Below are 17,975 nucleotides of genomic sequence, written 5' to 3'. Positions count from 1 at the left end.
TGTGTGTGGTGGGGGGGGGGGGGGGGGGCGCGGCGCGGGGCAGGCTCGTGGGGAGGCCGCGGCGGCCCGGCCGCACCTCCTGCTCCAACCCCCCCGGGGGGGCGGGGGGGGGGGCCGGCGGGCCCCCCCCCCCCCCCCGCCCCCTGGTCTTTCACCTGAGGGTTACTCAGGAGCTAGTGCTCGGTCACGAGTTGACCTGTGTCGTGACCAGGTTGGAGAAGGTGGTCAGCCGGGTGTAGACACCCGGGTAACCGGCCTGGGCACAGCCTTCGCCCCAGGAAGTGATGCCTGCCAGGACGCCCCCGATGAGCAGGGGACCGCCGCTGTCGCCCTGGCAGGTGTCCACGCCGCCGGAGGTGTATCCGGCGCACACCATGTCGCTCTTCACGAAGTCGGAGCCGTAGGAGCTCGCGCAGCTGGAGTCGGACACGGTCGGTACGGTCGCGGTGCGCAGCTGGTTGGAGCTGCTGCCGCCCGAGGAGGTGGTGCCCCAGCCGAGGATGCGGGCCGTGGTGCCGGCCGCGTACACCGAGGTCTGGGAGGAGGAGACGTACTTCGCCGGGGAGTACGGCATCGACGTCGACAGCGTCAGCACGGCCACGTCGTCGCCGTTGGAGGCGTCGGTGTAGCTCGGGTGGATCCAGATTCTGCTGACTCTGGCGACCGTGCCGTTGGTGCCGTTGAGGTAGGTGCGCCCGCCGACGACGCGCACGCTGCTCGTGGACTCGCCGACCATGCAGTGCGCGGCGGTGACGACCTTCGTGGGCGAGACCAGCGTGCCGCCGCAGAACTGGTTCTGCGAGGCGTCCGTGATCTGCATGACGAACGGGTACGCGGACGTCGTGGTCGTGGTGCCCCCGACGATCGGCTGGGGCGCGGCGACGGCCGAGGGGGCGGCGAGCGGGGCGGTCGTGGCGGCGGCAGCGGTCGCCGCGGCGACGGCGGCGAGCTTCCTGGCAGCATTGAGCCCGAACATGGGTCTCCTTGGGGAGTTGCCGGTGGGGGGTCGCGCGGGTGGTGGAGCACGGGGACCCTGACGCCGTTGTTCGGATCTCCGTGTGCCCGGCGAGCGGCACGCCCCCAAGCTAGAGCCCCGCGGGGAGCGCCCCCAATGAGGGAACCCCCTAAGGGAGTTGGGCAGGGATAACCCTCGGTCCGGCCCCGTAAACCCAGGTGGGTCAGCTCGGGCGGCGGCCCGCGGCCAGCCGGACGATGTCCACCCGGGAGCGGATCCCGAGCTTGCGGTAGACCCGGGTGAGGGTCGCCTCGACCGTCTTGACGCTGATGAACAGGCGGGCCGCGATCTCCCGGTTGGTCGCGCCCTCCATCACCAGCGAGGCGACCTGACGCTCCATCGCGGCGAGGCCCTCCAGCGCGTCCAGGGCGGCGGGCGGCGCGGTGGCGGCCGGTGCCACCGCCGTGGGTCCCGCGGTGGCGGCCGCGTCGACCTGCCGCAGCCAGGGCAGCGCGCGGCAGCGCCGGAACAGCCGCGCGGCCTCGTCGTACGACGCCGGTCCCGGCAGGGGTCTGGCCCCGGGGCGGGGGGAGGCGGCCGCCTGGGCGCGCAGGCGGGCCAGGGCGAAGGCGGCCCGGGCCTCCTCCAGGCCGTAGCCGAGCCGCCCGAGCCGGTCCTGCACGGACGCCAGCCGGACGAGGGCGCCCTCGTGGTCCCCGCGTGCCGCCCGCACCAGCGCCTCGGCCCGGTCGAGGACGGCCAGTACGCTCTGCCGGCCCAGCCGCAGCGCGTGCGCCCGGGTGGTGTCGATGACGTCCTGGGCCTCGCCCGGCTCGCCGATGCGGACCAGGGCCTCGGCGAGGTCGCCGTGCCAGCGGCCGCGCCCGGGGTCGTTGATGCCGAGGCCCTGCTCCAGTTCCCGCACCCGGCGCAGGGAGCGGACGGTGGCGGCCGGGTCGCCGGCCACCAACTGGGCGTAGCCCAGCGCCGCGAGGGCCCGGGACAGATACATCTGGTCGCCGTCGACCTCCGCGTGGTCCGCCGCCTCCCGGGCGAGGGCCAGAGCCCGGTCGACGTCCCCGGCCGACGCCTCCGCGAGGGAGGCGAGCATGGCCGACGCGCCCTCGCCTATCCCGGAGTCCCGGGCCAGCCGCAGACTCTCGCGGGCCAGGTCCAGGGCCCGTCCGCAGTGCCCGGAGCGCAGCTCGGTGTCGGCGAGGAAGCGCAGGAAGTGCACCTCGCTCTCGACCATGCCGCGCCGCCGCACCTCGCGCAGCAGCGCGGTGATGGTCGCCCGCGCCTCGGGCAGCTGGTCACTCATGATCAGCCAGCGGAACCGGGCCGAGCCGGCGCCGTTGTGGTGGCAGGCGACGTAGGGGTCCTGGGGTTCCTTGAGGGCCCGCTTCACGGTCACGGGGGCGTCCGGGTGGCCCATCAGGGTCTCGGTGGACGCCTGGAAGGACAGCGCCATCAGCTCGGTGCGCCGGTCCCCGCCCCGTGCGGCCAGCTCCGCGGCGTGCGCGGCCTCCTGCCGGGCCTCGGCGAAGTCGCCCTCCACGACCAGACCGCGCCAGGCCAGCTGGTAGTGGACCTGGGCGAGCAGGCACGGGTCGTCGCCCGCGTCGGCCAGGACCTGCGGGAAGACGGCGTCGACCTCGCCGAGCGCCTGGCCGGCCGCCTCGATGACCACCATCCAGGCCCGGACCCGCTCGCCCGGCACGGTGGCACGCGTCAGCACGTCACGTGCGATGTCCCGGGCCAGATCGGCCTCGCCGGCGGTGATCGCGTCCTCCGCCGCCTGCAGACGCCGCTCGTCGGGGCCGGGGGTGCTGTCGGCCGGGGTGTGCCGGGCGGACAGCAGCCCGAGCGAGGCGGCCACGGACGGCGCCCCGCGGTCCCGGGCCAGCGCACCGGCCTCGGCGAGCCGGGTCGCGACCTCCGGATCGGTGCCGGTGGTGGCCAGGGCCAGGTGCCGGGCCCGCTCGATGGGGTCGGAGGCCGCCGTGGACAGCGCGGCGTGCACGGCCCGCCGCTCCTGCGCCGGGGCCTCCGCGTAGAGGGCGGCAGAGATCAGCGGATGCGCGAACCGCAGGGCCGGCGCCTCGGGGTCCGTCGCCAGCAGCCCCAGTGCCGCCGCCTGGGCCGTCTCGGCCTCGGCGTGCTCCCGTCCGGCCGCGTGCAGCAGCGCCACCGTGGGACGGGCACCGGCGCTGGCCACCAGCAGGGTGCGGCGCGCCTCGCCGGACAGCATCTCCAGCCGGCTCAGCACCAGGGCCCGCAGCGAGGTGGGCACCGGCAGCGGCTCGCCGGGGCGGGGGCGGGCGGGGCTCTCTGCCAGGGCCCGGCCCAGTTCCAGCGCGAACAGCGGGTTGCCGCCGCTGGTGCGGTGGATGTCGCGGATCGTGGACCGGGACAGGGGCGTGTAGCCGCGGTGGTCCAGCAGTGCGGAGACCTGCGTGCGGGTCAGCGGGCCCAGCCGCACGGCGAGCGTGTCCGGCGGGGAGGCGCGCAGGTGACGGTCGTACTCCTCGCCCTCGGTGCGCACCGCGCACAGCATCTGCACGGGCGTGTCCCCGAGTCGGCGGGCCGCGAAGCCGAGCAGTTCCGCACTGGCGGCGTCCAGCCACTGCAGATCGTCGGCGACCACGAGCACCGGGCCCTTCGCGGCCAGGGCACGCAGCGCCGACAGCACCGCGAGGCGCAGCGCGAGCCCGTCCCGCTGGAGCGTGGACTCGCCGCGGCCGGTGAGCGCCGACTCCAGGGCGGTGCGCTGGGCGCCGGGCAGCGCACCGGACACGTCGTCCAGGACCAGCCCGAACAGATCGGCCAGCGCCAGGAAGGGCAGGTGGGATTCCGACTCGGTCGCCGAGCAGCGCAACACCGTCCGGTCCGGACCGACGTAATCCGCGGCCAGCGCCCGCAGGACGGTCGACTTTCCAATTCCGGCCGGGCCGTGGAGCAGCACGCTGCCGCCTCGGCCGAGCTGTTCACGCGCCGAGGCGAACAGCTCCTCCCGGCCGATGACCTGGTCGGGGCGGCTCCGGGGAGGCTCCTGGAAGTCCCGTCGTGCGGTCACCGCTCCCCTCCCTGTGTCGTGTCCTGGCCAATATTAGGCAACGGTTCTTTGAATTTCGGAGGGACGACCTCGTGAGGGAAATAACAACATGTGACAGCCGGAGAATTCTCCGCACTCACGAATGCCCGGGAAGACGGGGCCGGCGCCCTCGCGGGGCCCCCTCGGCGCGGCGCTCGTGCGGGCATCACGGAAAACACCACAAACCTACGGCAACCACCCCGCTCGGCGCGCGGCCACCACGGCCTCACCACGGGTACGGGCCCGCAGCTTGCGCATGGCCGACCGCAGGTACCCCTTGACGGTCTCGGGCGTCACGCCCAGCCGCTCCGCGGCCACCGCGTTCGTCGCTCCCGACGCCACGCACGCCAGCACGTCCACCTCGCGCGGTGCCAGCCGCACCCGGGGCGGCCCGGCGGACTCGTCCGTCAGCAGCGCACACGCGCCGAGCAACTCCGCGCGCAACTCCGGATCGGCGACGCGCGTGGCCAGCGCCCGCAGGGCCGCGTGCGCCTCACGCACCCGCTCCCACCCGGGGCCCGACCCGGCCGCGGCGGCCAGGGTGCGGGCCTCGTCCCGGACGACCAGCGCCCGCTCCACGTCCCGCGCCGCCTCCACGGCCGCGTCCAGCATCCGCCCGCCCAGCGGCAAAGCGGTGCGCAGCGCCCCGTACAGCACGCCGCGCACCCGGTGCCGCACCACCACCGGCACGGCCAGCACCGAGCGCAGCCCCTCCGCGCCGACCGGGGCGTCGTACTCGTGGCTGATCTGCCGCGACGCCGAGTAGTCGGTCACCACGCACGGCCGGGCCAGGGCGACCGTCTTGCCGCCCAGACCGGTGCCGGACGTGACCACCAGCGACCGCAGGGCGTGCGTCGCCGTGCCGCTCAGTTCGCTGATGCGCATCTGCTGCCCGGCCTCCAGCAGACCGCCGAAGGCGACCGGCAGGCCGGTTCCCCGGCGCAGCCGCAGCAGCGCATCACGTATCTCGACCGCGTCGGACGCGTCCGTCGTCACCTGATCGCCCCTTCACTACGGCTCCTGTGCGGGCGCACCCCCCGTTCGGGGGTAGTGAGACCTGCATCACGGATTACACGATGGCTCAGAGCCGCCCGGCAATGGTCCGGCACCCAGGAGGACAGATGACATCGGCGACGGAGCTGTTCCGCGACGCGCGGGATTTCCTGCTCGAACACCGCGAGGACTACCCGACCGCCTACGCGGGCTTCCGCTGGCCCCGACCCGAGTACTTCAACTGGGCGCTCGACTGGTTCGACGAGATCGCCGACGGCAACGCCCGCACCGCCCTGCACCTCGTCGAGGAGGACGGCCGTGAGACCCGGCTGTCCTTCGGGGAGATGTCGGTGCGCTCGGCGCAGTTCGCCACCTGGCTGCGGGACCGGGGCGTGCGCGCCGAGGACCGGATCCTCGTCATGCTCGGCAACCAGGCCGAGCTGTGGATCACCGCCCTCGCCGCGATGAAACTGCGCGCGGTGGTCATCCCGGCCACGCCGTTGCTCGGCCCCGCCGACCTGCGCGACCGCGTCGAGCGCGGCCGGGTCCGGCACGTCATCGCCCGCCCGGAGGACACCGGCAAGTTCGCCGAGGTCCCCGGCGACTACACCCGCATCGCCGCGGGCGCCGCCGGCGCGGTACCGGACGGCTGGCTGCCGCTGGACGACGCCTACGAGGCCTCCGCCGACTTCACCCCCGACGGCCCGACCCGGGCCGACGACCCGCTGATGCTCTACTTCACCTCGGGCACCACCGCCCGGCCCAAGCTCGTCGAGCACACCCACACGTCGTACCCGATCGGCCATCTGTCGACCATGTACTGGATCGGCCTGAAGCCCGGCGACGTGCATCTGAACATCTCCTCACCCGGCTGGGCCAAGCACGCCTGGTCCAACCTCTTCGCCCCGTGGAACGCCGAGGCGACGGTGTTCCTGCACAACTACACGCGTTTCGACGCCGCTCGTCTCATGACGGAGATGGACCGGGCGGGCGTCACCACCTTCTGCGCCCCGCCGACCGTGTGGCGCATGCTCATCCAGGCCGACCTGACACAGCTGCGCACCCCGCCCCGCGAGGTCGTCGCGGCCGGCGAGCCGCTGAACCCGGAGGTCATCGAGCAGGTCCGCCGCGCCTGGAACATCACCATCCGGGATGGTTTCGGCCAGACCGAGACGGCCGTCCAGGTCGCCAACAGCCCCGGCCAGCCGCTCAAGACCGGCTCGATGGGCCGGCCGAGCCCCGGTTACCGCGTCGAACTCCTCGACCCCGTCTCCGGCGCGCCGGGAGCCACGGAGGGCGAGATCGCGCTCGACCTGTCGGAGCGCCCCGTCGGCCTGATGACCGGCTACCACGGCGACGCGGACCGCACGGCCGAGGCGATGGCCGGCGGCTACTACCGCACGGGCGACGTGGCCTCCAGGGACGACGAGGGGTACCTGACGTACATCGGCCGCAGCGACGACGTCTTCAAGGCCTCCGACTACAAGATCAGCCCGTTCGAGCTGGAGAGCGCGCTGCTGGAGCACGAGGCGGTCGCCGAGGCGGCGGTCGTGCCCGCCCCGGACGAACTGCGGCTGGCCGTCCCCAAGGCGTACGTCGTGCTCGCCGAGGGCTGGCAGCCCGGGCCCGACACCGCCAAGGTCCTCTTCGAGCACTCCCGCGAGGCCCTGGCGCCCTACAAGCGCATCCGCCGGCTGGAGTTCGGCGAGCTGCCCAAGACCGTCTCCGGCAAGATCCGCCGGATCGAGCTGCGTGAGGCCACGGCGGCCGGGTCGGACGCCGAGTACCGCGAGGAGGACTTCCGGTGAACTCCTACAGCCACGGCACCGGCGCGACGGCGCTGCTCGGCGACACCATCGGCGCCAACCTGGACCGGGCGGTGGCCGCCTGGCCGGACCGCGAGGCACTGGTGGATGTGCCCTCCGGCCGGCGCTGGACGTACGCCGAGTTCGGTGCGGCGGTCGGTGAACTGGCCTCCGCGCTGCACGCCTCCGGTGTCGCCAAGGGCGACCGGGTGGGCATCTGGGCGGTCAACTGCCCCGAGTGGGTGCTCGTCCAGTACGCCACCGCCCGCATCGGCGCGATCATGGTGAACATCAACCCGGCGTACCGCACCCACGAGGTGGAGTACGTCCTGAAGCAGGCCGGCGTGTCCCTGCTGTTCGCCTCCCTCAGCCACAAGACGAGCGACTACCGGGCGATGGTCGAGCAAGTGCGCGCAGGACTCCCGGAGTTGCGGGAGGTGGTCTACTTCGGCGACCCGGGCTGGGAGGCACTGCTGGCGAGGGCGGTCCCCGGCGCCGTGTACGAGGAGCTCTCCTGCGACGACCCGATCAACATCCAGTACACCTCGGGCACGACGGGCTTCCCGAAGGGCGCGACCCTCTCCCACCACAACATCCTCAACAACGGCTACTTCGTGGGTGAGTCGATCGCCTACACCGAGCAGGACAGGATCTGCATCCCGGTCCCCTTCTACCACTGCTTCGGCATGGTCATGGGGAATCTGGCCGCCACCTCGCACGGCGCCTGCATGGTCGTCCCGGCCCCGTCCTTCGACCCGAAGGCCACTCTGGAGGCGGTCCAGCAGGAGCGCTGCACCTCGCTCTACGGCGTCCCGACCATGTTCATCGCGGAGCTGAACCTCCCCGACTTCGCCTCCTACGACCTCTCCTCCCTGCGCACCGGCATCATGGCGGGCTCGCCCTGCCCGGTGGAGGTGATGAAGCGGGTGGTCGCCGAGATGCACATGGCGGAGGTCTCCATCTGCTACGGCATGACCGAGACGTCCCCGGTGTCGCTGCAGACCCGCAGGGACGACGACCTGGAGCACCGCACCGGCACGGTCGGCCGGGTCCTGCCGCACATCGAGGTCAAGGTCGTCGACCCGGCGACGGGCGTCACCCGACCGCGCGGCACGGCGGGGGAGTTGTGCACCCGCGGCTACAGCGTGATGCTCGGCTACTGGAACGAGCCGGAGAAGACCGCCGAGTCCGTCGACGCCGGCCGCTGGATGCACACGGGCGACCTCGCCGTGATGCGCGAGGACGGCTACGTCGAGATCGTCGGCCGCATCAAGGACATGATCATCCGGGGCGGGGAGAACATCTACCCCCGCGAGATCGAGGAGTTCCTCTACGGCCATCCGAAGATCCAGGACGTCCAGGTCGTCGGCGTCCCGCACGAGCGCTACGGGGAGGAGGTCCTGGCCTGCGTCATCGCCCGCGACCCCGCCGACCCGCCGACGCTGGAGGAGGTCCGGGCCTTCTGCGAGGGGCGGATGGCCCACTACAAGGTCCCGGCCCGGGTGCGGATCCTCGACTCCTTCCCGATGACGGTGTCCGGGAAGGTCCGCAAGGTGGAGCTGCGGGAGCGGTTCGCCGACGGCTGAGGGACACGCCGGTCACAGCGGCGCACGCATGCACACCCGTGGCCAGAGGTCGAGGCCGTGTGCCGCCTCCGCCGCGCGGATCTCGCGGAGTCCGGGCGTCAGGTCCGCATCGGCCAGGGGCCGGAAACCGAGGCGGGCGTAGTACGGGGCGTTCCACGGGACCTCCGTGAAGGTGGTCAGCGTCAGGGCGGTCAGGCCCTCCTCGCGGGCGTGGCCGGCGGCGTGGGCCAGCAGGGCGCGGCCGATGCCCTGGCGTGCGGCGCGCGGGTGGACCGAGACCTGCTCGATGTGCAGGGCGCCGTCGACGGGTTCGGCCAGGAGGTAGGCGACCGGCCGGTCCCGCTGGTCGGTGGCGACCCAGCAGCGGCCCGCCCGGCGGTAGCGCTCCAGGACGTCCCGGGCGGGCGGTTCGTCGTCGGCGATCTCCGGCATGCCGAGGTCGCGGAACGGGGCGCCGGCGGCCCGCTCGATGTCCTGCAGAGCGGGGAGTTCGGCCGGGGTCGCGGGGCGGATGCGCATGCGGTGAGTATGCGGGGTGTGGTCAGCGGGTCCGGTTCCCGGTCCCGGAGGCGGCCAGGGCGTCGGCCGGGGCGTTCACCGGCCGCGGGGTGCCGGAGAGGTCGAGCACGAACAGGGCGACCCCCAGGGCGTCGGCGCGGGCCCGGGCGTCCGCCGCGTACCCGGCGAGGGAGAAGTAGAGGCCCTCCACGGACTCCGTCATGGCCGTCAGCCACAGGCATTCGACGTCCCGCAGGGTCGCCGGGCGTACGGCCGGGTCCACCTGCGCGACGACACCGCGGGCGGCGAGTCCGATGCCGGAGGACGGGCGCTGGTCGGCCCTGCGGACCCCCCGGTAGCCGAGCCAGCGCAGATACAGGGCGGTGGCCGTGACGGCGTCGCGCGCCGTGCGGATCGTGACGGAGGGGAAAGGGGGACGGGCGGCCGGGGCGGGACGGGCGGCCGGGGCGGCGGGCCGGGCCGGGTCCGCCTCGGAGGCCGGCGTGACCTCCGCGCCGGGCGTGCCGCCACTGTCGGCGGCACTCTCTCCGTCCTCCACCACCGCCACCCGCAGCACCACCCCGCACGCGCACCCCACCTCGGGGCGCGGCCACTCGCCGCGCCGCCCGCAGGAGCCGCACCGGACGGCCACCCAGTCGTCCTCCCAGACCCGGTGCGAGACGGGCGTCGCGGTGCCGTCCCGGTCCAGGCGCGGGGCGACCGGCGCGCCGCACACGCACGGGTACACCGGTGTCGTGCAGCGGTGCTCGCGGCCGCACGCCGGACAGCGCACCGCGACGGTCTCGGCCATGGCACTCCAGAACCGTGTCGTATCGGGACGGCGTGCCCATCGTGCTCCCTCCGGGCCCGCCCTGTCCGGCGCTTTCCGTCTCTTGACGCCCCTCGCCCGCCCCACATACATTCATTCCAGATCGTAGAAAACAATTTCCGCAATACGGAAGAGCTCACCGCGGGGCGCGACGGGAGTGCGAATCCGACAGCCGAAGCAGGAGTACTCGATGGCTCGAATGACCGCTGCCCGCGCGGCAGTTGAGATCCTCAAGCGCGAGGGCGTCACCGACGCGTTCGGTGTCCCCGGCGCGGCGATCAACCCGTTCTACGCGGCGCTCAAGGCCTCGGGCGGCATCGCCCACACCCTCGCCCGGCACGTCGAGGGCGCCTCCCACATGGCCGAGGGCTACACCCGCACCCACCCGGGCAACATCGGCGTCTGCATCGGCACCTCGGGCCCGGCGGGCACCGACATGATCACGGGCCTCTACTCCGCGATCGGTGACTCCATCCCGATCCTGTGCATCACGGGCCAGGCCCCGACCGCCGTGATCCACAAGGAGGACTTCCAGGCCGTCGACATCGCCTCGATCGCCAAGCCGGTCACGAAGATGGCCGTCACGGTGCTGGAGGCCGCGCAGGTCCCCGGCGTGTTCCAGCAGGCGTTCCATCTCATGCGCTCCGGCCGCCCCGGCCCGGTCCTCATCGACCTGCCGATCGACGTCCAGCTGACGGAGATCGAGTTCGACCCGGAGACGTACGAGCCGCTCCCGGTCTACAAGCCCGCCGCGACCCGCGCCCAGATCGAGAAGGCCATCGGGATGCTGAACGCGTCCGAGCGGCCGCTGATCGTCGCGGGCGGCGGCATCATCAACGCCGACGCGGCCGAACTCCTGGTCGAATTCGCCGAACTGACCGGCACTCCGGTCGTCCCGACCCTGATGGGCTGGGGCCTGCTGCCCGACGACCACGAGCTGAACGCCGGCATGGTCGGCCTGCAGACCTCGCACCGCTACGGCAACGCCACGTTCCTGGAGTCCGACTTCGTCCTCGGCATCGGCAACCGCTGGGCCAACCGCCACACCGGCAAGCTCGACGTCTACACGGCCGGCCGGACGTTCGTCCACGTCGACATCGAGCCCACCCAGATCGGCAAGATCTTCGCCCCGGACTACGGCATCGCCTCGGACGCCAAGGCGGCCCTCGCACTGTTCGTGGAGGTCGCCGAGGAGCTGAAGGCGGCCGGGAAACTGCCCGACCGCTCCGCGTGGGCCGCGTCCGCGCAGGAACGCAAGGCGACCCTCCAGCGCCGTACGCACTTCGACGACATACCGATCAAGCCGCAGCGCGTCTACGAGGAGATGAACAAGGCCTTCGGCCCGGAGACCCGGTACGTCTCCACGATCGGCCTGTCGCAGATCGCCGGCGCCCAGATGCTGCACGTCTACCGGCCCCGGCACTGGATCAACTGCGGCCAGGCCGGCCCGCTCGGCTGGACCATCCCGGCCGCGCTCGGCGTCGCCAAGGCCGACCCGGATGCCTCGGTCGTCGCTCTCTCCGGCGACTACGACTTCCAGTTCATGCTGGAGGAACTGGCCGTCGGCGCGCAGCACCGGATCCCGTACGTCCACGTCCTGGTGAACAACTCCTACCTGGGCCTGATCCGGCAGGCGCAGCGGGCTTTCGAGATCGACTTCCAGGTCAACCTGGAGTTCGAGAACCTCAACTCGCCGGAGATCGGCGTCTACGGCGTCGACCACGTCAAGGTCGCCGAGGGCCTCGGCTGCAAGGCGCTCCGCGTCACCGACCCGGCCGAACTGGGTGCGGCCTTCGAACAGGCCAAGAAGCTGGCCGCGGAGTACCGGGTGCCGGTCGTCGTCGAGGCGATCCTGGAGCGCGTCACCAACATCTCCATGTCGACGACCAACGACATCGGCAACGTCGTGGAGTTCGAGGAGATCGCCACCGAGCCCGGCCACGCGCCGACGTCGATCAGGACGCTGAAGGTCTGACGCCCGGGGGAGCAGAGGGGCGGCCCGTCCGTGAAGGACGTGCCGCCCCTCCGGCATGGTCAGCCCCCGCCGCCGCAGCCGCCCCCGCCTCCGCCGCAGTAGTGGTAGCCCCCACCGCCGCCGCCCCTGTCGCGCGGGGAGTTCTTGAGGAGGCTCTTGCCCCCCACCTCGGCCCGCCGGACCAGACCCGCCCGCAGGGCGAAACGCGCGACCAGCAGCCGCAGGGCGGCCTCGCCGTGCAGGGCGACCAGCAGCAGCCGTTCGGGGTCACTCAGGCCGTGCCTGCTCGCCGGCAGGGGATGCTCCTGCCGCAGCCCCAGGACGTGGCGGCGGGCGGCGCGGGTCGCCCCGAGCAGGGGATAGCGCAGCAGGCCCGCCTCCGCGAGCGGGATGCGCATGAGGGCCACCGCGAGCCGGACGTCGGGATCCTTCACCAAGGCCTTGGGCGGCGTGGGCTCGCGCAGGCAGGTGTGCACGGCGGCCGCCAGGGGCGAGGGTGGCCGCGCCTCAACCACGCCGTCCGCGACAAGGGCCCGGACCGTCCCGGGCGGGCCCGGCTCCACCAGGCCCCTCAGATACAGGTCCACCACGGCGACGGTGACGGCGGCCCGCGGGCCTTCCCCCAGCAGTGCGATCTCGTGCGGCTCCAGCCGGACCGCCGTACCGTCGCCCATGGCTTCACCCCCGTGCCGGGCCCGCCGCCCCCGTGCCGACGGGCCCCGTGTGACGAGAATGTGCCCGGCCCCGGGGGCGGTTGAAGCCCCCGGGGCCGGGTTCAGAGCTTGATTTGAGGGTTCCGTACGGGCTGTACGACCGGTGACGTAGACGCGCTCACGCCTCGTGGTGCTCCGACAGCCCCGGCCAGTCGTCCGGACCGCCGCCCTGCCACTCGACGAGGTCGCTCTCCGCGACGTCGGTGACGTACAGGTCGGCCAGGCGCAGGATCTCGGCGACGTCGTCCGTGTGGGTGGCGACGCCCAGCGGCTCCTCGCCCAGGGTGACCCGGCGGGAGCCGTCCAGGGCGGGGGCGTGGACCACGACGTGCGGTTGCTCGGTGGGAGGTGCCATGCCTACAGGCTGCTGCGAACGGGGCGGTTCCGCACCCTGGGAAGGCCTGGCCGTCCGGCGGGGCGAGGCTGGGCGCGACAGGACGTTCGCGCCGCCGGACGGGGTCTTCCAGAGAGGGGTGGGTGGTGCTGGGACCGCGGCGGGTGCGACGGGTTCCGGGCCGGCTTCCCTCAGGTCGAGAAGCCGGTCCGGGCCCTTCACCACCGCACTGGCTCGCACGCCGCCGCGGTCCGCGCCCTGGCCGTGTCCGTGCCCGGGGGACCACCCCTCATCCGGGTCTCCCCGGGCGGTCGGACACGGTCAGGGAGTTCAGTCCTCGCGCAGGGCGCGGACCGCCTCCTCCACGCGCCGCCCGTACTCGGGGTCGGCGGCGTGGAAGTGCGCGAGGTTCTTCTCGATCACGTCGTCGCGGGAGACCTGGGACAGGCCCCCGGCGATGTTCGCGACGAGGCGGGACCGCTCCTCGGCGGACATCAGCCGGTACAGCTCGCCCGCCTGGAAGAAGTCGTCGTCCTTGGTGTGCGCGGGCGCTTCGTGCGTGCCGGTATGGCCGGAGACCGCCAGCGGCGCCGACAGCGGGCGGCCGGTCTCGACGGGGCCGTCGTAGGAGTTCGGCTCGTAGTTCTTGGCGTACCGGCCCTGCGGGTTGGACGCCATGAGGCCGTCGCGGCCGTAGTTCCGCGCGGTCGTGGCCTTCGGCGCGTTGACGGCCAGCAGCGTGTGGTTGACGCCCAGGCGGTAGCGGTGGGCGTCCGCGTAGGCGAACAGCCGGCCCTGGAGCATCTTGTCGGGCGAGGGGCCGATGCCCGGCACGAAGTTGTTCGGGGAGAAGGCCGCCTGCTCGACCTCGGCGAAGATGTTGTCCGGGTTGCGGTCCAGCACCAGCCGGCCCACCCGCCGCAGCGGGTAGTCCGCGTGCGGCCACACCTTGGTCAGGTCGAACGGGTTGAAGCGGTAGTCCGCCGCCTCGGCCGCCGGCATCAGCTGGACATGGAGCGTCCAGGACGGGTGCACACCCCGCTCGATGGCCTGGAGGAGGTCCGTCTGGTGCGAGCCCGGGTCCTTGCCCGCGATCTCGGCGGCCTGCTCGCTGCTCAGGGAGCGGACGCCCTGGTTGGTCTTGAAGTGGTACTTGACGAAGAAGGCTTCGCCCCGGCTGTTGGTCCACTGGTAGGTGTGCGAGCCGTAGCCGTTCATGTGCCGGTAGGAGGCGGGGATGCCGCGGTCGCCCATCAGCCAGGTCACCTGGTGCGTGGCTTCGGGGGAGTGCGCCCAGAAGTCCCAGACGTTGTCCGGCTCCTGACGGCCCGTGAACGGGTCGCGCTTCTGCGAGTGGATGAAGTCGGGGAACTTGATCGGGTCCTTGATGAAGAACACCGGGGTGTTGTTCCCGACGAGGTCGTAGTTGCCTTCCTCGGTGTAGAACTTCACCGCGAAACCGCGCGGGTCGCGCACCGCGTCCGCGCCGCCGAGCGAGTCGGCCACGGTCGAGAAGCGCACGAACACCTCGGTGCGCCTGCCGATCGCGCTGAGGAAGTCGGCGTGGGTGAAGTCCGTGACGTCGTCGGTCACTTCGAAGTGGCCGTAGGCACCCGAGCCGCGGGCGTGCACTACGCGCTCCGGGATGCGCTCGCGGTTGAAGCGCGCCAGCTTCTCCAGCAGATGCTGGTCCTGGAGCAGGAGCGGGCCGCCGACGCCGGCGGTGGCGGAGTTCTGGTTGTCGGCGACGGGGGCGCCGGACTCGGTGGTGAGCACGCGCTGCGACATCGTGACCTTCCGTACGAGAGGGCAGCGGAAACAGTTTTCCGCTTTGTGGAGCCTAGGGTCGGGGCGAGCGGAGCGTCAACAGTTTGTTGAAGCGGTGGGCATGGCTGGTTCCGGGCGGCGCCGCCGCCTTGGGCGCGACAGGACAGGTGTCAGCGGCGGCGCCGCCCGGGGATCGGGGACCCCCGGGGTCACGAGGGTCGGGCGGCGTCAGACCCGGGCGCCGGAGAGCCGCTCCACGGCGCGCAGCAGCGCCGAGTGGTCCAGGCCCCCGTCGCCCTGCGCCCGCAGGCTCGCGACCAGCTGGGCGACCACCGCGCCGACGGGCAGGGCCGCGCCGACATTGCGGGCGGCGTCGGTGACGATGCCCATGTCCTTGTGGTGCAGGTCGATCCGGAAGCCCGGCTTGAAGTCCCGGCCGAGGAAGTTGTCCTTCTTGCGGGTCAGCACGGTGGAGCCGGCGAGCCCGCCGTTCAGGACGTCCAGGGCCGCCTTCAGATCCACGCCGGACTTCTCCAGGAACACCACGGCCTCGGCGCACGCCTGGATGTTCACGGCGACGATCAGCTGGTTGGCGGCCTTCACGGTCTGGCCGGAGCCGTGCGGGCCGCACAGCACGATGGTCTTGCCGAGCGCTTCCAGGATCGGCTTCGCGGTGTCGAAGTCGGCCTGCTCACCGCCGACCATGATGGACAGCACGGCCTCGATGGCACCGGCCTCGCCGCCGGACACCGGGGCGTCCAGGACGCGGATGCCCTTGTCCTTCGCCGCCTTCGCCAGGTCGACCGAGGTCTGCGGGGTGATCGAGGACATGTCGATCAGCAGCGCGCCGGACCGCGCGTTCTCCAGGATGCCGTCGGGGCCGTAGGCGATGGCCTCGACCTGCGGGGAGGCCGGGACCATCGTGATGACGACGTCGGCGTCCTTGACGGCCTCGGCGATCGAACCGGCCGCGGTGCCGCCGGCGGCGGCCAGGCGGTCCAGCTTGTCCTGCTCCAGCGTGTAGCCGGTGACCTGGTAACCCGCCTTGATCAGGTTCTCGGACATGGGGGAGCCCATGATGCCGAGTCCGATCCAGGCGACCTTGGGGAGTGTGCTCATGATGGGGTGCCTTTCGGATACGGGGTCAGCGGGACAGCCAGTCGAAGGCCTCGGCGCTCGGGCGGTCGCCCGGCTTGTACTCGAGGCCGACCCAGCCGTCGTAACCCGCCTTCTTCAGCTGGTCGAGGAGGTCTTCGAGGGGCAGCGAGCCCGTGCCGGGCGCTCCGCGGCCCGGGTTGTCGGCGATCTGGACGTGCCCGGTCTTCGGGGTGTACCGCTCGATCACCGCCGGCAGGTCCTCGCCGTTCATGGACAGGTGGTAGAGGTCCATGAGGAAGCGCGCGTTGCCGAGCCCCGTCGCCTCGTTGACCTGGTCGACGACCTCGACGGCGGCGGGCGCGGACACCAGCGGGTACAGCGGCGACTCGGGCTTGTTCAGCGCCTCGATCAGCAGGGTCGCGCCGATCCGGTCGGCGGCCCGGGCCGCCAGCACCAGGTTCTCCAGCGCGAGCGCGTCCTGCTCGGCCGGGTCCACGCCCTCGACGCGGTTGCCGTACAGCGCGTTGAGTGCCGTGCAGCCCAGGGAGGCGGCGAAGCCGGCCGCCACGTCGATGTTGGCGCGGAACCGCTCCGACTCCTCGCCGGGCAGGGACAGGGCGCCGCGGTCCGGGCCCGGGAGCTGCCCGGCGTAGAAGTTCAGGCCGGTCAGCCGGACGCCGGCGTCCTCGATCGCACGCTTCAGGGCGTCGAGCTCGGACCGCTCGGGGACGGGCGCGTCGACCCAGGGCCACCACAGCTCGACCGCGGTGAAGCCCGCCGCCGCCGCGGCGGCGGGACGCTCCAGGAGGGGGAGCTCCGTGAAGAGGATCGACAGGTTGACGTTGAAGCGCTGGTCTGCGAATCCCATCGGGGCGGCGCTCCCTTCCTTGTCTTCGGCGGTGCTCGCCTTCGGTGGTGCTTGCCTTCGGTGGTGCTTGCCTTCGGGAGTCTGTGTTTCCGTATTGCGGAATCATGTTTCTGCTTAACGGAAGATTGCCCGTGGGGTGCGAGGGCTGTCAAGAGGGGCTGCCGGAAAGTCCGTCCCGCGCGTTAGGTTGAGCGCGTGCGACTGAGAGTGGAGTTCACGACCGAGCCGTTCGACCTGGACGAGGCGCCCGCGCACGCGGTGGTGGCCCGCGAGGTCGTGGAGAGTGCCGAGCTGGACGCCGTGGACGTGGGCCCGTTCGGCAACACCGCGGAGGGCGGTGCCGACGCGGTGCTCACCGCCGTGGACGCCCTGCTGCGCAGGACCCTGAAGGCCGGTGCCACCCGCGTCTCGCTCCAGATCAACGTGGTCGAGGAGGCGGGGGCGTGAGCGGCGCCGGGGACGAGCCGTTCATCGCGGCCGTGAAACCCCTGGTCGACGCCATGGGCGGCGAGATGATCCCGCCCGACGAGGCCGGCCCCGACGACGTCGTCCTGACCTGGGAGGGCCGGGACGCCGTCGCCGTACGGCTGCCCCAGCTCGCCGACTCCCTCGATCACATCCTGGCCGCCATGGAGCGCCGCAAGGGGATGCCGCTGGCCGATCTCGACCGCCGGGCCAAGCAGGAGGTCGTGCGGATACTTGAGGCGCGCGGCGCCTTCTCCGTACGCCACGGGGTGGAGACGGTGGCGAGCGCCCTCGGCGTCAGCCGCTTCACGGTCTACAACTACCTCAACCGCGAGAAGGGGGCCTGACCGGCCGCGCGTGTATCGGTCCGGTTTCGCGCCACAGAATTTTCAACAAACTGTTGACGGGCTGTCGCGGGAAGGCGTTAGCTATCGGCACGCCCGTTCAGCACGAAGGCCGAATCCGGCCACGGAGGCTCCCGTGACGTCCACTTCCACGCCGCCGGGCCTGACCCGGTTCAACACCCTCGAGGAGCACGCGGCCTTCACCGCCCTCCACGAGGCGTGCGCCGCCACGGCGTGGGCGAAGCGCCTGCTGGCCGCCCGCCCCTACGCCACCTGCGAGGACCTGTACGCCGCGAGCGACGCCGCCATGGCCGACCTGACGGCCGCGGACCTCGACGAGGCGATGGCCGGCCACCCGCCCATCGGCCGCCCCGAGCCCGGCGACCCCACCTCGGCCCGGGAGCAGCGCGGCATGGCCGGCGCCTCCGACGCGCTCAAGGCGGAGATGCTGGAGCTGAACCTCGCCTACCAGGAGAAGTTCGGCCATGTCTTCCTGATCTGCGCCACCGGCCGGACCGGCGAGCAGATGCGCGACGCGGTCAGAGAACGGATCGGCAACACACCGGAGCGGGAGCGGGAGATCGTCCGCAGCGAACTGGGGAAGATCAACCGCATCCGCCTCGCCCGGCTCGTCGAAGAGGAAGCCTGACC

Annotated in this window: 16 protein-coding genes; 6 read left to right on the top strand and 10 right to left on the bottom strand. The window is 72.5% G+C overall.

Annotation, left to right across the window (positions count from 1 at the left end):
- Positions 1–184: 184 nt before the first annotated feature.
- From ACFV20_RS07630 to ACFV20_RS07620, 3 genes are all read right to left on the bottom strand, one after another.
- A complete protein-coding gene (locus ACFV20_RS07630) occupies positions 185–976 on the bottom strand; it encodes a S1 family peptidase (protein ID WP_385653578.1) in 792 nt (263 codons plus the stop codon).
- A 202-nt stretch (positions 977–1,178) separates the two neighbouring features.
- Positions 1,179–4,031 (bottom strand): AAA family ATPase, encoded by a 2,853-nt coding sequence (locus ACFV20_RS07625; protein ID WP_385653576.1) that lies wholly within the window; start codon positions 4,029–4,031, stop codon positions 1,179–1,181.
- Positions 4,032–4,235: 204 nt separating this feature from the next.
- On the bottom strand, positions 4,236–5,045 hold the full coding sequence (locus tag ACFV20_RS07620) for a response regulator transcription factor (protein ID WP_385653574.1): 810 nt from the start codon (positions 5,043–5,045) through the stop codon (positions 4,236–4,238).
- Between the two features lie 125 nt (positions 5,046–5,170).
- On the opposite strand from ACFV20_RS07620, the gene ACFV20_RS07615 reads away from it, so the two are divergent.
- Positions 5,171–6,850 carry an AMP-binding protein gene (locus tag ACFV20_RS07615; RefSeq protein WP_385653572.1) on the top strand — a complete coding sequence of 560 codons (1,680 nt, stop codon included), beginning with the start codon at positions 5,171–5,173 and terminating at the stop codon, positions 6,848–6,850.
- Positions 6,847–8,433 (top strand): AMP-binding protein, encoded by a 1,587-nt coding sequence (locus ACFV20_RS07610; protein ID WP_385653569.1) that lies wholly within the window; start codon positions 6,847–6,849, stop codon positions 8,431–8,433. The genes ACFV20_RS07615 and ACFV20_RS07610 overlap by 4 nt, the downstream gene beginning before the upstream one ends.
- A 12-nt stretch (positions 8,434–8,445) precedes the next feature.
- On the opposite strand, the gene ACFV20_RS07605 is transcribed toward ACFV20_RS07610, so the two are convergent.
- Together ACFV20_RS07605 and ACFV20_RS07600 are read right to left on the bottom strand one after the other, a co-directional pair.
- Positions 8,446–8,952 carry a GNAT family N-acetyltransferase gene (locus tag ACFV20_RS07605; protein ID WP_385653566.1) on the bottom strand — a complete coding sequence of 169 codons (507 nt, stop codon included), beginning with the start codon at positions 8,950–8,952 and terminating at the stop codon, positions 8,446–8,448.
- Positions 8,953–8,974: 22 nt separating this feature from the next.
- Positions 8,975–9,742 carry a hypothetical protein gene (locus ACFV20_RS07600; protein WP_385653564.1) on the bottom strand — a complete coding sequence of 256 codons (768 nt, stop codon included), beginning with the start codon at positions 9,740–9,742 and terminating at the stop codon, positions 8,975–8,977.
- A gap of 208 nt (positions 9,743–9,950) precedes the next feature.
- On the opposite strand from ACFV20_RS07600, the gene gcl reads away from it, so the two are divergent.
- On the top strand, positions 9,951–11,735 hold the full coding sequence (gene gcl / locus ACFV20_RS07595) for a glyoxylate carboligase (protein ID WP_385653561.1): 1,785 nt from the start codon (positions 9,951–9,953) through the stop codon (positions 11,733–11,735).
- A 59-nt stretch (positions 11,736–11,794) separates the two neighbouring features.
- Here the strand turns inward: gcl and ACFV20_RS07590 are convergent, their stop codons facing one another.
- The 5 genes from ACFV20_RS07590 to ACFV20_RS07570 form a co-directional block, all read right to left on the bottom strand.
- Positions 11,795–12,409, bottom strand: a complete 615-nt coding sequence (locus tag ACFV20_RS07590) for a TIGR04222 domain-containing membrane protein (protein WP_385653558.1) — start codon at positions 12,407–12,409, stop codon at positions 11,795–11,797.
- A 157-nt stretch (positions 12,410–12,566) separates the two neighbouring features.
- On the bottom strand, positions 12,567–12,803 hold the full coding sequence (locus ACFV20_RS07585; RefSeq protein ID WP_167526512.1) for a hypothetical protein: 237 nt from the start codon (positions 12,801–12,803) through the stop codon (positions 12,567–12,569).
- Positions 12,804–13,112: 309 nt separating this feature from the next.
- On the bottom strand, positions 13,113–14,570 hold the full coding sequence (locus ACFV20_RS07580; RefSeq protein ID WP_385653555.1) for a catalase: 1,458 nt from the start codon (positions 14,568–14,570) through the stop codon (positions 13,113–13,115).
- Positions 14,571–14,777: 207 nt separating this feature from the next.
- The gene (locus ACFV20_RS07575) at positions 14,778–15,668 is read right to left on the bottom strand and encodes a 2-hydroxy-3-oxopropionate reductase (protein ID WP_385653552.1); all 891 of its coding nucleotides are present in this window, start codon (positions 15,666–15,668) and stop codon (positions 14,778–14,780) included.
- Between the two features lie 25 nt (positions 15,669–15,693).
- Positions 15,694–16,515, bottom strand: coding sequence for a TIM barrel protein (locus tag ACFV20_RS07570; protein ID WP_385653549.1), 822 nt, complete (start codon positions 16,513–16,515; stop codon positions 15,694–15,696).
- A 195-nt stretch (positions 16,516–16,710) separates the two neighbouring features.
- On the opposite strand from ACFV20_RS07570, the gene ACFV20_RS07565 reads away from it, so the two are divergent.
- From ACFV20_RS07565 to uraD, 3 genes are all read left to right on the top strand, one after another.
- Complete coding sequence (locus ACFV20_RS07565) at positions 16,711–16,962, top strand: thiamine-binding protein (RefSeq protein ID WP_385653546.1); 252 nt, start codon at positions 16,711–16,713, stop codon at positions 16,960–16,962.
- The gene (locus ACFV20_RS07560; RefSeq protein ID WP_385653543.1) at positions 16,959–17,327 is read left to right on the top strand and encodes a helix-turn-helix domain-containing protein; all 369 of its coding nucleotides are present in this window, start codon (positions 16,959–16,961) and stop codon (positions 17,325–17,327) included. Before ACFV20_RS07565 ends, ACFV20_RS07560 begins: the two co-directional genes overlap by 4 nt.
- A gap of 133 nt (positions 17,328–17,460) precedes the next feature.
- Positions 17,461–17,973 (top strand): 2-oxo-4-hydroxy-4-carboxy-5-ureidoimidazoline decarboxylase, encoded by a 513-nt coding sequence (uraD, locus tag ACFV20_RS07555; RefSeq protein WP_385653540.1) that lies wholly within the window; start codon positions 17,461–17,463, stop codon positions 17,971–17,973.
- Positions 17,974–17,975 lie beyond the last annotated feature (2 nt).

Origin of the sequence: Streptomyces sp. NPDC059696 (genome assembly GCF_042733745.1) — a bacterium.
Taxonomy (GTDB): domain Bacteria; phylum Actinomycetota; class Actinomycetes; order Streptomycetales; family Streptomycetaceae; genus Streptomyces.
Note: the sequence above shows the minus strand (reverse complement) of the source record. Positions and strands in the feature narration are given on the sequence as shown.

Coding starts and splice junctions, on each gene's coding strand:
- ACFV20_RS07590 (WP_385653558.1), bottom strand. CDS start 12,409: ATGGGCGACGGTACGGCGGTCCGGCTGGAGCCGCACGAGATCGCACTG.
- ACFV20_RS07605 (WP_385653566.1), bottom strand. CDS start 8,952: ATGCGCATCCGCCCCGCGACCCCGGCCGAACTCCCCGCTCTGCAGGAC.
- ACFV20_RS07615 (WP_385653572.1), top strand. CDS start 5,171: ATGACATCGGCGACGGAGCTGTTCCGCGACGCGCGGGATTTCCTGCTC.
- gcl (WP_385653561.1), top strand. CDS start 9,951: ATGGCTCGAATGACCGCTGCCCGCGCGGCAGTTGAGATCCTCAAGCGC.
- ACFV20_RS07585 (WP_167526512.1), bottom strand. CDS start 12,803: ATGGCACCTCCCACCGAGCAACCGCACGTCGTGGTCCACGCCCCCGCC.
- ACFV20_RS07570 (WP_385653549.1), bottom strand. CDS start 16,515: ATGGGATTCGCAGACCAGCGCTTCAACGTCAACCTGTCGATCCTCTTC.
- ACFV20_RS07575 (WP_385653552.1), bottom strand. CDS start 15,668: ATGAGCACACTCCCCAAGGTCGCCTGGATCGGACTCGGCATCATGGGC.
- ACFV20_RS07630 (WP_385653578.1), bottom strand. CDS start 976: ATGTTCGGGCTCAATGCTGCCAGGAAGCTCGCCGCCGTCGCCGCGGCG.
- ACFV20_RS07580 (WP_385653555.1), bottom strand. CDS start 14,570: ATGTCGCAGCGCGTGCTCACCACCGAGTCCGGCGCCCCCGTCGCCGAC.
- ACFV20_RS07600 (WP_385653564.1), bottom strand. CDS start 9,742: ATGGCCGAGACCGTCGCGGTGCGCTGTCCGGCGTGCGGCCGCGAGCAC.